At 40.4% G+C, this 15,921-nt stretch carries 18 protein-coding genes and 1 pseudogene; all 19 read left to right on the top strand.

Annotation, left to right across the window (positions count from 1 at the left end; translation table 11 throughout):
- Positions 1–38 precede the first annotated feature (38 nt).
- The gene (locus tag ACTJJ9_RS16725) at positions 39–701 is read left to right on the top strand and encodes an adenylate kinase (RefSeq protein ID WP_145582371.1); all 663 of its coding nucleotides are present in this window, start codon (positions 39–41) and stop codon (positions 699–701) included.
- Positions 688–1,434, top strand: a complete 747-nt coding sequence (gene map, locus ACTJJ9_RS16720) for a type I methionyl aminopeptidase (RefSeq protein WP_095301376.1) — start codon at positions 688–690, stop codon at positions 1,432–1,434. The genes ACTJJ9_RS16725 and map overlap by 14 nt, the downstream gene beginning before the upstream one ends.
- A 302-nt stretch (positions 1,435–1,736) precedes the next feature.
- On the top strand, positions 1,737–1,955 hold the full coding sequence (gene infA, locus ACTJJ9_RS16715) for a translation initiation factor IF-1 (protein WP_003348578.1): 219 nt from the start codon (positions 1,737–1,739) through the stop codon (positions 1,953–1,955).
- A gap of 35 nt (positions 1,956–1,990) precedes the next feature.
- Positions 1,991–2,104, top strand: a complete 114-nt coding sequence (gene rpmJ / locus ACTJJ9_RS16710; RefSeq protein ID WP_003156543.1) for a 50S ribosomal protein L36 — start codon at positions 1,991–1,993, stop codon at positions 2,102–2,104.
- 22 nt (positions 2,105–2,126) lie between these two features.
- Positions 2,127–2,492, top strand: a complete 366-nt coding sequence (gene rpsM, locus ACTJJ9_RS16705; RefSeq protein WP_026561242.1) for a 30S ribosomal protein S13 — start codon at positions 2,127–2,129, stop codon at positions 2,490–2,492.
- 21 nt (positions 2,493–2,513) lie between these two features.
- A complete protein-coding gene (gene rpsK / locus ACTJJ9_RS16700; protein ID WP_095301377.1) occupies positions 2,514–2,903 on the top strand; it encodes a 30S ribosomal protein S11 in 390 nt (129 codons plus the stop codon).
- A gap of 177 nt (positions 2,904–3,080) precedes the next feature.
- Complete coding sequence (locus ACTJJ9_RS16695) at positions 3,081–4,025, top strand: DNA-directed RNA polymerase subunit alpha (RefSeq protein ID WP_072581439.1); 945 nt, start codon at positions 3,081–3,083, stop codon at positions 4,023–4,025.
- A gap of 99 nt (positions 4,026–4,124) precedes the next feature.
- Entirely contained in the window at positions 4,125–4,520 is a 396-nt protein-coding gene (gene rplQ / locus ACTJJ9_RS16690) for a 50S ribosomal protein L17 (protein ID WP_095301378.1), read from the top strand.
- Between the two features lie 400 nt (positions 4,521–4,920).
- The gene (locus ACTJJ9_RS16685) at positions 4,921–5,760 is read left to right on the top strand and encodes an energy-coupling factor ABC transporter ATP-binding protein (RefSeq protein WP_145582370.1); all 840 of its coding nucleotides are present in this window, start codon (positions 4,921–4,923) and stop codon (positions 5,758–5,760) included.
- A complete protein-coding gene (locus ACTJJ9_RS16680; RefSeq protein WP_145582369.1) occupies positions 5,736–6,602 on the top strand; it encodes an energy-coupling factor ABC transporter ATP-binding protein in 867 nt (288 codons plus the stop codon). Before ACTJJ9_RS16685 ends, ACTJJ9_RS16680 begins: the two co-directional genes overlap by 25 nt.
- On the top strand, positions 6,599–7,396 hold the full coding sequence (locus ACTJJ9_RS16675) for an energy-coupling factor transporter transmembrane component T family protein (protein ID WP_095301381.1): 798 nt from the start codon (positions 6,599–6,601) through the stop codon (positions 7,394–7,396). The genes ACTJJ9_RS16680 and ACTJJ9_RS16675 overlap by 4 nt, the downstream gene beginning before the upstream one ends.
- A gap of 6 nt (positions 7,397–7,402) precedes the next feature.
- On the top strand, positions 7,403–8,146 hold the full coding sequence (truA, locus tag ACTJJ9_RS16670) for a tRNA pseudouridine(38-40) synthase TruA (protein WP_095301382.1): 744 nt from the start codon (positions 7,403–7,405) through the stop codon (positions 8,144–8,146).
- Positions 8,147–8,300: 154 nt separating this feature from the next.
- Positions 8,301–8,738, top strand: a complete 438-nt coding sequence (gene rplM, locus ACTJJ9_RS16665) for a 50S ribosomal protein L13 (protein ID WP_095301383.1) — start codon at positions 8,301–8,303, stop codon at positions 8,736–8,738.
- A gap of 20 nt (positions 8,739–8,758) precedes the next feature.
- The gene (rpsI, locus tag ACTJJ9_RS16660) at positions 8,759–9,151 is read left to right on the top strand and encodes a 30S ribosomal protein S9 (RefSeq protein ID WP_095301384.1); all 393 of its coding nucleotides are present in this window, start codon (positions 8,759–8,761) and stop codon (positions 9,149–9,151) included.
- A 546-nt stretch (positions 9,152–9,697) separates the two neighbouring features.
- The gene (locus ACTJJ9_RS16655; RefSeq protein WP_440768772.1) at positions 9,698–9,976 is read left to right on the top strand and encodes a heterocycloanthracin/sonorensin family bacteriocin; all 279 of its coding nucleotides are present in this window, start codon (positions 9,698–9,700) and stop codon (positions 9,974–9,976) included.
- A 159-nt stretch (positions 9,977–10,135) separates the two neighbouring features.
- Positions 10,136–12,091 carry a putative thiazole-containing bacteriocin maturation protein gene (locus tag ACTJJ9_RS16650; protein ID WP_145582367.1) on the top strand — a complete coding sequence of 652 codons (1,956 nt, stop codon included), beginning with the start codon at positions 10,136–10,138 and terminating at the stop codon, positions 12,089–12,091.
- Positions 12,088–14,034 (top strand): TOMM precursor leader peptide-binding protein, encoded by a 1,947-nt coding sequence (locus ACTJJ9_RS16645; RefSeq protein WP_145582366.1) that lies wholly within the window; start codon positions 12,088–12,090, stop codon positions 14,032–14,034. Before ACTJJ9_RS16650 ends, ACTJJ9_RS16645 begins: the two co-directional genes overlap by 4 nt.
- A gap of 21 nt (positions 14,035–14,055) precedes the next feature.
- Positions 14,056–15,633: a SagB family peptide dehydrogenase gene (locus ACTJJ9_RS16640; protein ID WP_145582365.1), complete on the top strand. Its 1,578-nt coding sequence runs from the start codon at positions 14,056–14,058 to the stop codon at positions 15,631–15,633.
- A 3-nt stretch (positions 15,634–15,636) separates the two neighbouring features.
- Positions 15,637–15,696: pseudogene (rpsI, locus tag ACTJJ9_RS16635) on the top strand (30S ribosomal protein S9); the annotation flags it as partial.
- Between the last annotated feature and the right edge of the window lie 225 nt (positions 15,697–15,921).

Genomic DNA, 15,921 nt, shown 5'->3' with positions numbered 1-15,921 from the left:
CCCATGCCCTTTAAACAGAGACTGAGGGGGAAATACAAGTGAATTTAGTATTGATGGGCCTTCCAGGTGCTGGAAAGGGTACTCAGGCTGAACGTATTGTCGAAAAGTACGACATCCCTCATATCTCAACAGGAGATATGTTCAGAGCTGCTATGAAAGAAGAAACAGAACTAGGTTTACAAGCAAAATCTTTTATTGATAAAGGTGAACTTGTACCAGATGAAGTAACTATAGGTATCGTTCGTGAACGTTTAGGGAAGAATGATTGCCAAAAAGGTTTTCTTCTTGATGGGTTTCCAAGAACTGTTGCTCAAGCTGAAGCGCTTGAGGGAATTCTAGCAGAGCTTAACAAACAGATTGATTACGTAATTAACATCGATGTAAATAAAGATATCTTAATGGAGCGTTTAACGGGTCGCCGCATCTGTAAATCATGTGGTGCTACTTATCATCTAGTATTTAACCCACCTGCTAATGAAGGCAAGTGTGATAAATGTGGTGGTGAGCTTTATCAACGTGCCGATGACAATGAAGAAACGGTTGCAAATCGTTTAGAGGTTAACCTTAAACAAACCGAACCTTTATTGAACTTTTATAACGAAAAAGGTTATTTAAGAAATATTAATGGTGAACAAGATATTAATAATGTGTTTGTTGACGTTAATCAGCTGCTTGGAGGATTAGTGCATGATCGTTTGTAAGACTCAGCGTGAACTCGAAATTATGCGAGAAGCTGGTCGAATCGTTGCTCTGACACATCAAGAGTTGCAAAAGTTCATACAACCTGGTATAACAACAAAAGAATTGGATTCCATAGCTGAAAAGTTTATCCGTGGATATGATGCAATTCCGTCCTTTAAAGGGTATAATGGTTTCCGCGGGAGTATTTGTACTTCTGTAAATGAAGAACTCGTTCATGGAATACCTGGAGATCGTGTATTGCGTGAAGGAGATATAATTAGCATCGATATCGGTGCAAAGTATAATGGTTATCATGGAGATTCTGCTTGGACTTATGCAGTTGGCAACATATCTGATGAGACGAGAAGACTTTTAGAGGTAACAGAAGAGTCTTTATATAGAGGTCTTAAAGAAGCGAAGCCAGGTGATAGACTTTCAAATATTTCTCATGCGATCCAAACTTATGTTGAAGAACATCAGTTTTCTGTCGTTAGAGAGTATGTCGGTCACGGCGTAGGTCAAGAATTACATGAAGATCCGCAAATTCCTCATTATGGTCCACCTAATAAAGGCCCAAGGCTAAAGCCCGGAATGGTATTAGCGATTGAACCTATGGTAAATGCGGGTACCCGTTATGTTAAGACATTGGCTGATAATTGGACAGTTGTTACGGTTGATGGGAAAATGTGTGCTCATTTTGAACATACTATCGCTATTACCGAAACAGGCTATGAAATCCTAACAAAAGCCTAATTGAAGGTGACATTGCTTGAACGAACCTAATTCGATTCCATACATTAGTCAAATGTTCTAAACAAAGACTTATGTAATATTGATGGGAAATTTCGGATGACATTTCGTTTAAATACTGAAGGAGAATGGGCGTCATTTCAATCTCTCCAGTAAGAAGAATGTTCATCATCTAGATTTTTTATCCTAAGTATCTCCGGAAGTTCAGAACAGTATAATGGAAACAGGTCGTGCGACAAAATGAGATGTAGTTTTCATAATTGTCAATGAGCAAGTTACTGATTTTGAGAAGGGAGAACAGTTCAATGGCGAAAGACGATGTAATTGAAGTTGAAGGAACTGTCGTTGAAACATTGCCTAATGCAATGTTCAAGGTAGAACTTGAGAACGGTCATACGGTTTTGGCGCATGTATCTGGAAAGATTCGCATGCATTTCATTCGTATTTTACCTGGAGACAAAGTAACGGTAGAATTATCTCCATATGATTTAACACGTGGTAGAATAACTTACCGTTTTAAATAATTAGCACTCCGTACTATTAAGGAGGTATTAGAATCATGAAAGTCAGACCATCTGTTAAACCGATTTGTGAGAAATGTAAAGTCATTCGCAGAAAAGGCAAAGTCATGGTTATTTGTGAGAATCCTAAACATAAGCAAAAACAAGGTTAATTATTAAGGAGGTGCAAGCTTAATGGCTCGTATTGCAGGTGTTGATATTCCTCGCGACAAACGTGTTGTGATTTCTTTAACATATATTTTTGGTATTGGACGTTCTACTGCTCAAAAAGTTTTAGCTGAAGCTGGAGTTTCTGAAGATACTCGTGTACGTGATTTAACTGAAGAAGAATTAGGAAAAATTCGTGATGTAATCGATAAGCTTAAAGTTGAAGGGGATCTTCGTCGTGAAGTTTCACTTAACATTAAGCGTCTAATTGAAATTGGTTCATTCCGTGGTATCCGCCACCGTCGTGGATTACCAGTTCGTGGACAAAATACGAAAAACAATGCTCGTACACGTAAAGGACCACGTCGTACTGTAGCAAACAAGAAGAAATAAGGTAAAGGAGGTTAACCAATAATGGCACGTAAAACAAACACTCGTAAACGTCGTGTGAAAAAGAATATTGAGAGTGGAGTTGCTCATATTCGTTCAACTTTTAACAACACGATTGTTACAATTACTGACACTCATGGTAATGCAATTTCATGGTCAAGTGCAGGTGCGTTAGGCTTTAGAGGTTCTCGTAAATCTACTCCTTTCGCTGCACAAATGGCTGCTGAAACAGCGGCAAAAGCATCTATGGAACATGGTTTAAAAACTCTTGAGGTTACAGTTAAAGGACCAGGTGCTGGTCGTGAAGCTGCAATTCGTTCATTACAAGCTGCAGGTTTAGAAGTAACTGCAATTAGAGACGTTACACCAGTTCCTCATAACGGATGCCGTCCACCAAAACGTCGTCGTGTATAAATTTTCTGTATAGATTTTGTATCCCTGTCAATAATGGGTTATGATACAGTATATAAGTTCTAACAGAATCACTTTGTTGTTGTGCACATTCGGGAACTTTTGAATGGGGAATTTCGGTTAGACATTTTAACATGTTAGTCTAGCCGGGGTTTCGACGTTTTGAAGGAGGGTTTATAGATGATAGAAATTGAAAAACCAAAAATCGAAACGGTTGAAATCAGCGATGATGCCAAATACGGTAAATTCGTCGTCGAGCCACTTGAGCGTGGATATGGTACAACTTTGGGTAACTCCTTACGTCGTATTCTTTTATCCTCACTCCCTGGTGCCGCTGTAACATCGATCCAAATAGATGGCGTACTTCATGAGTTTTCAACGATCGAAGGTGTTGTTGAAGATGTTACTTCGATTATCTTAAACATTAAAAAACTTGCTCTTAAAATCTATTCAGATGAAGAAAAGACGCTTGAAATTGATGTTCAAGGCGAAGGTAGTGTAACCGCATCGGATATTACTCATGATAGTGATGTGGAAATTTTAAATCCAGATCTTCATATCGCAACTCTTGCATCAGATGCTAGCTTTAGAATGAGACTAACAGCTAAGCGTGGACGTGGATACACTCCAGCTGATTCAAACAAGAGAGAAGATCAGCCAATTGGTGTCATTCCAATTGATTCGATTTACACTCCTGTTTCACGTGTTTCCTACCAAGTAGAAAAAACACGTGTAGGTCAAGTTGCTAATTATGATAAATTAACGCTTGATGTCTGGACTGATGGTAGCACTGGACCAAAAGAGGCGATCGCTTTAGGTTCAAAGATCCTTACTGAACACTTAAATATTTTTGTTGGTCTTACTGATGAGGCTCAAAATGCAGAAATTATGGTGGAAAAAGAAGAGGATCAAAAAGAAAAAGTTCTTGAGATGACGATTGAAGAATTAGACTTATCTGTTCGTTCCTATAACTGTTTAAAACGTGCTGGTATTAATACTGTACAAGAGCTTGCTCATAAAACAGAGGAAGATATGATGAAGGTTCGTAATTTAGGTCGTAAATCTCTTGAAGAAGTTAAGGCAAAGCTAGAAGAACTAGGATTAGGTCTTCGAAAAGACGACTAGTTAGAAAGTTAACTAGCGTTTTCGTATGTTTCAATAGACAATTTGTTTCTTAGTAGAAACAATAAAAACATACATTAAGAACGAAGGAGGGGACATCTGATGTCATACAGAAAATTAGGCCGTACAAGTGCTCAACGTAAAGCGATGCTTCGTGATTTAACTACTGATTTAATCATCAGTGAGCGTATTGAAACAACTGAAGCTCGTGCTAAAGAATTACGTTCAGTTGTTGAAAAGATGATCACTTTAGGAAAGCGCGGAGATCTTCATGCTCGCCGTCAAGCAGCTTCTTATGTACGTAATGAAGTTGCAGAGGTTGTAACTGTTACAACTGAAGAAGGTAAGGAAAAAGATAAACCTAAATATGCTTTAGAAAAGCTATTCAGTGATATCGCTCCACGCTATGAAGAGCGTCAAGGCGGATATACTCGTATCATGAAACTTGGACCACGTCGTGGAGACGGTGCTCCAATGGTTATCATTGAATTAGTTTAATTTACATTTTTTACTCTCAAGGGCGTGACAGTTGTTAAACTGGTTCAATGCCCTTTTTTTATAGGTGCTTTGTTGTGAATTAATAAAGTGTCTTCATTATAGCGCCAAGCGACTAATAAACTTCACAATCCTCTTTACGATAAGCGAGCAGCGAATCACTTAAGATCTTCGTGTTTCCTATATCATGGATTGCTCTTATTTTTACGTCGCTGAGAAAGGCGCTAACAACTTTAGAGGTGTCTAGCTATAGCGCCCTAGTGACTAGTAACTTCACAATCCTTTATGAGACTAAACGGGTTTTGGATATGTTTACAATCTCATATGGATTGTCCTTCTTTCTAAATCGTTACAAAGCAAAGGCGCTCATGCTTTTTTAATTGGAGACTAGGAGAGACGAGCGATGGGTCAAACAATCATAGATGTGAAAGATGTAACATTTCATTATCATCAGGAAGCAACTCCCGCATTAAGCAATGTATCATTTCAGGTGAAACAAGGTGAATGGCTAGCCATTGTTGGACATAATGGTTCTGGTAAATCAACCTTAGCTCGGATTTTAAATGGATTATATATTCCGAGTACCGGTAGTGTTCATGTATGTGGCATCCAGCTTTCAGAAGAGACGATATGGGACATTCGAAAGCAGGTCGGAATGGTTTTTCAAAACCCAGATAATCAGTTTGTTGGATCAACAGTAAAAGATGATGTTGCTTTTGGACTTGAGAATAATGCAATTCCGCGTGAAGAAATGATTAGACGGATTGAATGGGCGACGAAAAGGGTTAAAATGGATGGTTTCCTCGATCGAGAACCACATCATCTTTCAGGGGGTCAAAAACAAAGGGTAGCAATTGCGGGTGTTCTAGCTGTCCAACCTACTATCATTATTTTAGATGAAGCAACTTCGATGTTAGATCCTATAGGTAGAAATGAAGTGATTGAAACTGTTCGTGAGTTAAAGAATCAAAGCTCATTAACGGTCATATCAATTACACACGATTTAGAAGAGGCATCAAAGGCTGACAGAATCATTGTGATGAACGGTGGAAAAAAGTTTGTAGAAGGAACACCTGAAGAAGTCTTTCTTTTGGATGACAAACTTGTAGAAATTGGACTAGATTTACCTTTCCCTTTTCAGTTAAGTAAAAAACTAAAAGAGGCTGGCATTCCAATTCAAAAACATCATCTTACAGAGGAAGGCTTGGTGAATGAGTTATGGACATTACGATCAAAGATCTAGAACATCGCTACCAAGCTAGAACTCCTTTTGAAAGATTAGCTCTTTACGATGTGAATTTAACAGTGAAAAAGGGAACATATCTATCGATCATCGGACATACAGGATCAGGGAAGTCAACGATTCTTCAGCATTTAAATGGACTGCTAAAGCCTACAAAGGGATCAATTCAGATAGGAGACTATTTGATTGAGGCTGGTAAGAAGCAAAAGCAGCTAAAGGTTGTTAGGAGTCTAGTCGGGATAGTTTTTCAATTTCCTGAGCATCAGCTTTTTGAGGAAACGGTTGAAAAGGATATTGCCTTCGGACCAATGAATTTTGGTATGAGTGATGAAGAAGCGCTAGCAAAAGCTAGAGAAACATTAGAGCTAGTTGGATTACCTGAAGCGATCCTTAAAAAATCCCCCTTTGACTTAAGTGGAGGGCAAATGCGCAGGGTTGCTATTGCCGGCGTGCTAGCGATGGGACCAGAAGTTCTTGTTTTAGATGAACCAACTGCTGGATTGGATCCAAAAGGGAGAAAAGAGATGATGGAATTATTCTATCGTCTTTACAAGGAACATCACTTAACCATTATCCTCGTAACACATAGTATGGAGGATGCGGCAACATACTCTGATGAAATTATCGTTATGCATAAAGGGACGATTGAGATGAAGGGAACGCCGAAGGAAATATTTCAGAAGGCAGATAAATTAATCTCATTAGGTCTCGACCTACCAGAAACTGTGAAGTTCCAGCATAAGTTAATTGAAAAGGGAATGGCAATTAGAGATACCGCCCTCACAATGGATGATATTGTTACGCAAATAAAGGCCTCTTTGAAGGAAGGTGGACCTTTATGATGGATAGCATTATCATTGGAAAATATGTCCCTGGGAATTCTGTTATTCACAAACAGGACCCCCGTTCAAAGCTGCTAATGATTTTTCTTTTTGTTTTTATTGTCTTCCTAGCAAATAACTTTATTACTTATTTATGTCTCGGTCTTTTTACAATCATTATTGTTCTTTTAACGAAGCTGCCTTTCCGGTTTTTGCTAAGAGGTCTAAAGCCGGTATTATGGATTATCCTGTTTACTTTTATTTTGCATATTCTTGTGACAAAGGAAGGGAGAGTATTGCTAGATTTAGGTTTTTTCCGTCTACATGAGGAAGGGCTTAAGCAAGGGTTTTTTATATCTCTCCGTTTTTTGTATTTAATCGTGATGACAACGATATTGACGTTAACAACAACACCGATTGAAATTACAGATGGAATGGAAAGTTTACTAGCTCCATTAAAGAAGCTGAAGTTCCCGGTACATGAGCTAGCTCTAATGATGTCAATTTCGTTAAGGTTTATTCCAACGTTATTAGAAGAAACGGATAAAATATTAAAGGCACAGATGGCCAGGGGAGTAGATTTTACTAGCGGCCCAATAAAGGACCGTATAAAGGCAGTTGTCCCGTTGCTAGTCCCTCTCTTTATAAGTGCGTTTAAACGTGCTGAGGAGCTCGCTACGGCGATGGAGGCAAGGGGTTATAGAGGTGGAGAAGGAAGAACAAAGCTAAGGCTGTTGAAATGGGGCTACAAAGACACGATATTATTAATAGCCCTTCTTGCTTTAGGAATATGTTTATTTTATTTACGGACATAGGAGCAGATGATGAGAATAAAATGTATTGTTTCTTATGACGGCACTCAGTTTCATGGCTATCAAATTCAACCGATGAAAAGAACAGTTCAACAGGAAATTGAATCGGCTTTGACAAAGCTTCATAAGGGGCAAAATGTTAAAATCTATGCTTCTGGAAGAACAGATGCTGGAGTGCATGCTGTTGGGCAAGTTTTCCATTTTGATACAAAGATGAACATTCCAGAGGAAAAATGGCCATATGCACTCAATCGCTATCTACCAGAAGATATTGTACTTCAGGAAGCAAAATATGTTCCAAGTGACTTTCATGCAAGATATGATACAACTGCAAAAGAATACCGATATATCATTAGTCAAAGAGAAATAATCGATGTATTCAAAAGAAATTACAGCTATCATTTTCCATTTAGACTGGATTTAACGGCCATTAGGCGGGCATGTACGCATTTATGTGGTACACATGATTTTACAAGCTTCTGTGCGGCTAAAACAGAAGTCGAAGATAAAGTGAGAACCATCTATTCGATTCAAGTAATAGAGGAAGGCACTGACATTATTTTTTGTTTTAAAGGAAATGGTTTTTTGTATAATATGGTAAGAATTTTAGTTGGTACTTTGCTAAATGTTGGACAAGGTTTAACTGACCCTGATAGTATTCCTTCAATCATTGAAGGACGTGACAGAAGCTTAAGCGGAAAGACTGTTCCGGGGCATGGATTATATTTATGGAAAGTTTACTATGACAACTAAACCAGGTGTAACATTTTCTTGACATTATAGGTTATACGTTATATTATATTTGATGGTATGTATTTCAACCCCACGTATAAGCCCCGGAAACTTATCGTGTTATGAAATAGAATAGGAACCATAAAAAATAGTTATCAATTTAGGAGGGAATATCATGCGTACAACGTTTATGGCAAACGCTGGAAATATCGAACGTAAATGGTACGTAGTAGATGCAGCTGGCAAGACTTTAGGTCGTCTTTCAAGTGAAATCGCATCTATCTTACGTGGTAAGCATAAACCAACATATACACCACACGTTGACACTGGTGATCACGTAATCATCATCAATGCTGAGAAAATTGAATTAACAGGTAAAAAATTAACTGACAAAATTTATTACCGTCATAGTATGTACCCAGGTGGTTTAAAAACTAGAACTGCTTTGGAAATGCGCACAAACTATCCTGAAAAAATGCTTGAATTAGCAATCAAAGGTATGCTTCCAAAAGGTTCATTAGGACGTCAAATGGCGAAAAAATTACACGTATATGCTGGTAGCGAACATCCACACCAAGCACAACAACCAGAAGTTTACGAACTTCGCGGATAATATTAAAGGAGGTTATTAATTTGGCACAGGTTCAATATTACGGTACTGGTCGTCGTAAAAGCTCTGTAGCACGTGTACGTTTAGTACCAGGCGAAGGCCGTATCGTTGTAAATAATCGCGATGTAAAAGATTACATCCCATCAGCTGCTTTAATCGAAGATATTAAACAACCATTAAACTTAACTGAAACTGCAGGTAGCTACGATGTTCTTGTAAATGTTTCAGGTGGTGGATATGCAGGCCAAGCAGGCGCTATCCGTCACGGTATCTCTCGTGCTTTATTAGAAGCAGATCCAGAATACCGTGCATCACTTAAACGTGCAGGTTTATTAACTCGTGACGCTCGTATGAAAGAACGTAAAAAATACGGTCTTAAAGGCGCTCGTCGTGCACCTCAGTTCTCAAAACGTTAATTACTGGCGTTTCAAAGGCTCTTTTCACTTATGTGGAAAGGGTCTTTTTTATGTTTAAACGTGCTTTTGACCACATTTGACAGCTAATTATAGCTTGATATAATTTTGGAATTTTGAAGTGGTTTGCTTTTTAAGGGTATGGGTTAGTATTCGTTACTCTAGCGCTCAGATATACGGTGAACATACTATCGAGACAGCAATTATTGACACTATTAATATTTATAGCGTATCCAAATTAAACAAACAAAAAAGATGTTGATTTGTCAGTGAATTTTAATTCGGATAAATGGGAAAGCACATTTTCTACTCAATAACAGGATTTTCCTGTTTTTCTAGTTTAGGTAAATTGGGCTCTTGTATCAGTAACATTACCCATCTACTCTACATAATTTGTTGAGGAGTATTCGAAGTATTTAATCAATGTTTCAACCCTAGAATACAGTTCTTTTTGATTTAACTTTGATGTTTCCGTTTTAAGTTGCTGCACCCTTTGTTAATTTGTTTGAGGAGGAAAAGAAAGTGAATAATTTCCAAAATGAACTTCAAATGTTGAATGTTGGCGATTTCCATGCGACTCAGGCAGTCCCTTGGGATCCTCATCAGTATTATACTGATGAGGATCGACAATTCACTGGTTTGGGATTTGGTTTTGGTCGGTGCTTTAGTTGTTTTAGCTGTTTTAACTGTTTTAACTGTTTTAACTGCTTTAGATGCTTTAACTGCTTTAACTGCTTTAGTTGTTTTCGTTGCTCAAATTGCTCCAGATGCGGAGGAGGTGGCCGTTGCGGAGGTGGCGGTCGCTGCGGAGGTGGAGGCAGCTACTAAGTTAGTTAATCGTTTAGTGTTCTATTTGAGAAGGCCCCCTGCATTGCTGCAGGGGGTCTTCTCAAATGAGATAAGACATAACGGACAAATTGCTGTACATACGATGGTAGTGACAGTGATATTGAACATTTATGGACACAAAGGGTAAGGAGGAGAGAGATGGAAAATTTGAACCCTTCGATGCGTCTGAAAGTAAAAAGGGATACGTTTTATCTCCCTGAACCAAACAGAGGTGTGTATTTTCGAAACAACTTAAGTTCATTCCGTATAGAAGGAAGTGGGATCGATCAGTGGGTTGAAAAGTTGTTACCGATGTTCAATGGGGAACATACGTTAGGATATTTGACTAATGGATTGCCTGACCTATACCGGAATCGGGTATATGAAATTGCGAAGGTGCTGTATGCGAATGGATATGTTCGAGATTTAAGCCAGGATCTTCCAGATCAATTGTCGGATTATCATCTTAGAAAGTATGCATCACAAATTGAATTTGTGGACAATTTAGTTGGTTCTGGGGCGGCTCGTTTTCAAGTTTTTCGTCAGGCTAAGGTGCTGGCAGTGGGCTCTGGCCCTATTTTAAATTCATTGGTTTCTTCGTTGATTGAATCCGGTTTAACTGAGGTCCATGTGCTAATCACAGACGAGGTTCCGACTAATAGAAAGAGGTTAAAAGAAATCGTGGAACATGCACGAAAAATAGATCCAGAGGTTGACTATAAGGAGGTTGTGCAAAAGAAAGAAAGTTGGCAAGAAATAGTGAGGCCTTTTGACTCAATTGTATATGTAAGTCAGAAGGGGGAACTGGAAGAACTTAGAAAACTCCATACGGCTTGCAGGGAAGAGAAGAAAATGTTTCTTCCTGCAATATGCCTACAACAGGTAGGTTTAGCAGGTCCATTAGTTCGACCAGATTCCGAGGTGTGTTGGGAGACAGCATGGCGTCGTTTGCATCATTCTGTTATCAATAAAAACGAGGAATTCCCTGCCTTCTCTGCTACTCCAGGATCGTTGTTAGCCAATGTTATTGTATTTGAATTGTTTAAAGAGTTTACAGGAGTCTTGGGATTGGAACAGAAGAATAGGATGTTTCTTCTGGATTTGATCACTTTGGAGGGAAACTGGCATTCGATTTTGCCTCATCCACTAGTAACAAACAGTATATCTGCTGAATGGGTTGAAGATGTAGAAAACCGTCTCCAAGTAGGCTTAGAGAAAGTGGAGCCAAGTAAATTACTTCTTTATTTCAACAAGTTAACATCAGCGGAATCGGGAATCTTCCATATTTGGGAGGAGGAAGATTTAAAGCAGCTTCCGTTAGCTCAGTGCCGCATTCAGGCAGTCGACCCTTTATCGGAGGGACCAGCTGAGTTGATGCAAGACATTGTCTGTTCAGGTTTGACTCATGAGGAAGCGCGAAGAGAAGCAGGCTTAACTGGGATTGAAATGTATGCTTCGCGAATGGTCAGTCTGATTGTTAATACCCTGCCATTAGATAAAAATGTGGATGGAGGTTTAGTGGTACCTGATGAAATTGTAGGAGTTGGGGCTGGTGAATCGTTTGTGGAGGCTGTTGGCCGTGGGTTGCAAAAGTGTTTGGCAGAGGAGCTTAGCAAGCAATTACTTAATCAGAACTATTCTGTTTCTCAAGTACAGTTGAATTTTATAGAAGACGAGAGATGTCGGTTCTATTTAAAGGCACTGACTACGATGCAGGGCGCACCAATTATCGGAACAGGAAAGGAAGTATTCGGTTTACCTGTCGTATGGGTAGGTACGAAAGATGGATGGTATGGCAGTGTTGATTTTAATATAACAATGGCGTTACGGAAGGCATTGCAGTATGCGCTTATGAAAGTGCTAAACAAATCGGATATTTCTAATGAGCTAGCCTGTGGACTAACATCCGTACTTTTGGAAGAGAAGATGCCGGTTAGTCTTAACATTCCTGTGTGTGAAGAGAGGATTGAAGTCGACATTCTACAAGGGGCCATGGAAATATTGAAACGGAATGGAAAACGGGTCTTAATATTCGAATTAGAGATTGAACCTATTTTTAAAGAGCAACTAGACGGAGTGTTTGGTGTTTTGCTGCGAGAGGAGGATTCACATTGAGTTCCTTCGTGTTGATTGTCGGAGAAGGGGTGCTGGCTGACCGTGTAAGCGAAGAACTGTCTGCACAGCATCTAGTTATACGTAAGTCCAATTTTGAGGAAGGAGTTCCAAAAAATATTGATTTGGCTCTTTTTTTGGATGATGGTTGGGAGCCCTCTCTTCATCAAAAGGCGGAAGAAGTATTACGAAAGACTGGTACTCCCTGGCTCAGAGGCTTCGTTTCCTTTGGAGAAGGTGTAGTTGGTCCGCTTGTACGCCCAGGTGCAGCTGGTTGCTCTCAATGTGCGGACATGAGACGTCTCATGGGAGGACGTGACCGCACAGAGATGTGGGAAGTACAACAAAGGCTGACTGTGGCTGGAGGAATGGGACGTGACCCGTGGGCTTCAAGTACTGGCCTTTTGCAAATGGCTTACCTGATTGAGGAAGAGGTACAAAATTTTTTACGAGGTCATCAGGCTTATTCGGAAGGTAAGGTATATCTAATTGATTTGAAAACTTTGAAGAGCTCATGGCATTCTTTTCTACCTAACCCATTGTGTCCGTTCTGTAGCCGAATACCTGATGATTCAAAGAAATTAGCCCGAATTTCACTGCAGCCAAGCCCGAAAATCAGTTCCAGCAGTTTTCGCTGCCGTCCGTTGGATGAGATGAAGAAGGTTATTGTTAAAGACTACCTGGATAATCGTACTGGCCTTTTGAATAGTAAAATGTATGACCTAGTGCCCCCATTTGCTGATGCAAGTGTCAATCTGCCTATGTTGGCCGGGGACGAGGGAACAGCTGGCCGTACGCATTCATATGAAGAAAGTGTGTTGACAGCCATTTTAGAGGGATTGGAGCGGCACTGTGGTTTAGAGCCACGTGGCAAACGAACAGTTATCCATGATAGTTTTCGTAATTTGGAAAATCAAGCTCTCAATCCATTGAGGGTAGGTGTACACGCAAAGGAACAATATGCCCAGCCTGGTTTTCCATTTAAATCGTTTGATCCTGACCGTTCTATTAATTGGGTATGGGGTTATTCGTTGATAGAAGAGCGTCCAATTCTGGTACCAGAGCTACTTGCCTATTATAGTGTTGGATGCGGGTCACAAGGTTTTATCTATGAAACGTCCAATGGATGTGCGCTAGGAGGAAGTTTAGAAGAGGCCATTTTCTATGGAATTATGGAGGTGGTCGAGCGTGATTCATTCCTGATGACCTGGTACGCAAAGCTGAACCTTCCGCGATTGGATCCTTTTACAGCTGACGACCAGGAGTTGGAATTAATGGTCGAACGGATGAGAGCGGTCGCTGGGTATGATTTGTATTTGTATAACTCCACGATGGAACATGGTATTCCGAGTATTTGGGCAATGGCTAAAAACAGAAAAGGAAAGGGATTGAATCTCATCTGTGCGGCCGGAGCTCATCTGGATCCGGTACGGGCGGTGAAAAGCGCGGTTCATGAGCTTGCTGGCATGATGCTAAACCTAGATGGAAAATTTGAGGCGAACCGGGAGGAGTATGAAAGAATGCTGCATGATTCTTCCCTGGTACGGCAGATGGATGACCACGGTATGTTGTACGGTTTGCCGCAAGCAGAAGAGCGCTTAAGCTTTTTGCTTGACGATAATGGCCCAATGCGAACTTTTAAAGAAGAGTTTAAGTGGAAGTCGAATCACTTGGATCTTACTGATGATTTGCAAGACATCCTTAAGGTGTTCTGTCAGTTAAACCTTGATGTAATCATAGTAGACCAGACGACACCGGAAACGAGACGAAACGGATTGTATTGTGTAAAAGTGTTGATTCCGGGGATGCTACCGATGACATTCGGGCATCACCTTACCCGCCTGACAGGGCTTGAGAGGGTATTCCGAGTCCCTATGGAGCTTGGGTATACGAATAAACCATTGACACCAGAACAAATCAATCCACATCCGCATCCGTTTCCTTAAGCGGTGATTAGGAGGTAGAAGATGAGTCTGGAAGAGTTTCTGTACAATCTGCATTTTAATATTGATAAGGCAAATCAGCCGAACTGGGAAACGGATTGGGAGGATGCACCGCTTGCATATAAACTTTACCGTGGTTTACCGGTTGCTCCATTGTCCACGGAAGTACCATTGACGCTTACTGGAGGAGAACCTCCAGTAAGTTTGGACCTTAATAGAGTCGGTCATTTTCTCTGGTACGTATTCGGTTTTACTCAATTGAGCCAATCAGTCTTTCCAATGGATTCCAAAGAAAAAGATTTCTACCCTTTGCAGTCATATAGGCGGTTTGCTCCTTCTGGTGGAGCGTTGTACCCTAACGAATTGTATTTGTATTTGAAGATAAAGGGACTTCCTGATGGAGTCTACCATTATGATGTAGCACACCATAGTCTGGTATTGCTACGGGAGGGGAATTTCGATTCCTATTTAACCAGGGCTCTGGGCAATCGGTGTGACATCTCCTCGTGTTTTGGTACTATCTTTGTGTCAACAATGTTCTGGAAAAATTTCTTTAAATACAACAACTTTGCTTATCGACTCCAAGGATTGGATGCTGGTGTGCTAATTGGACAGTTAATGGAGGTAGCGAAACGATTTGGCTTCGCCTCAGGTGTATACTTTCAATTTCTTGATTCCGCAATCAATCATCTGCTTGGACTATCCGAACAGGAGGAGAGCGTATATAGTGTAATCCCATTATCTGTGGAAGCTACCATCTGGTCTACTAACGGAAGGGGCCTATACAGAAATGTTATATCGGAGGAATTGAGACAGGAGTTGCCAGCGATTCAACCAGAACATTTCGAGCGGTCACTTAGTGTCAAAGAATGTCCGATGATAACTGCGATGAACGAAGCTTCTAAGCTGGATTCCACATGGTCATTTCGGGTGATTAAGGGGAGTGAAATTGCGGAACGTGGGGATTCAACTGTGGCATTGCCTCATCTAAAGTCTCTGTCTTATGATCTTGCCGAGGCATGTGGAAACCGATTTTCTCCTGATATGGATTTTATTTTGGGGAAAGTGAGTCAACACCAACTGGCCACCCTTCTTCAAGAAGCAATGGCTTCTTTTTCATATAGAAATGATTTGGATGAAGCATATAGGAGGAATGTCCCGCGTGTAACAATCTACAGCTGTTTATATAATGTCGAGGGTATTTCAAATGGAACTTACTATTATGACAGCACAGAGCACTCATTAAGAGAAATATGCCCAGGTGACCATCGACTCCATTTGCAGACTGGAATGTCTCTGGATAATGTGAATTTGCTTCAGGTACCACTTTGCCTGCATGTGGTTGGTGACAAGGAATTCTATAAAAAGGAACTAGGATATAGGGGCTACCGAATCCAACAGATGGAAGCAGGCATGCTTGTGCAACGATTGCTTTTGGTTGCATCAGCTCTCGGGATGGGAGGGCACCCGCTTCTTGGATTTGATGCGAAATTGAGCGATAAACTCTATAAAATAGATCAACAAGGAAAGACCAGCCTAATTCAAATCCCAATTGGTCCCTATCGCCCTCGTCCTTGGCTGAGGGGAAGTTTGCATAGCTAAAATGAACGTAAAAAATACGGTTTTAAAGGCGCTCGTCGTGCACCTCAATTCTCAAAACGTTAATTACTGGCGTTTCAAAGACTCTTTTCACTTATGTGGAAAGGGTCTTTTTTATTGTGCGCCCGGCATGGGTACAGTCTATAGGGTGCAAGTCCCGAGCCACGAAGGTAGTAGTAGTGGTTAGTTTAACGCAAGGGTGTCCGTGGTGACGCGGAATCTGAAGGAAGCGGGCGGCAAACCTCCGGTCTGAGGAACACGAACTTCATATTAGGCTAGGTACCATTGGAT

The organism is Metabacillus sp. 22489 (assembly GCF_052044855.1).
Lineage (GTDB): Bacteria > Bacillota > Bacilli > Bacillales > Bacillaceae > Metabacillus > Metabacillus niabensis.
This window is presented reverse-complemented; position numbering and strand designations above follow the sequence as displayed.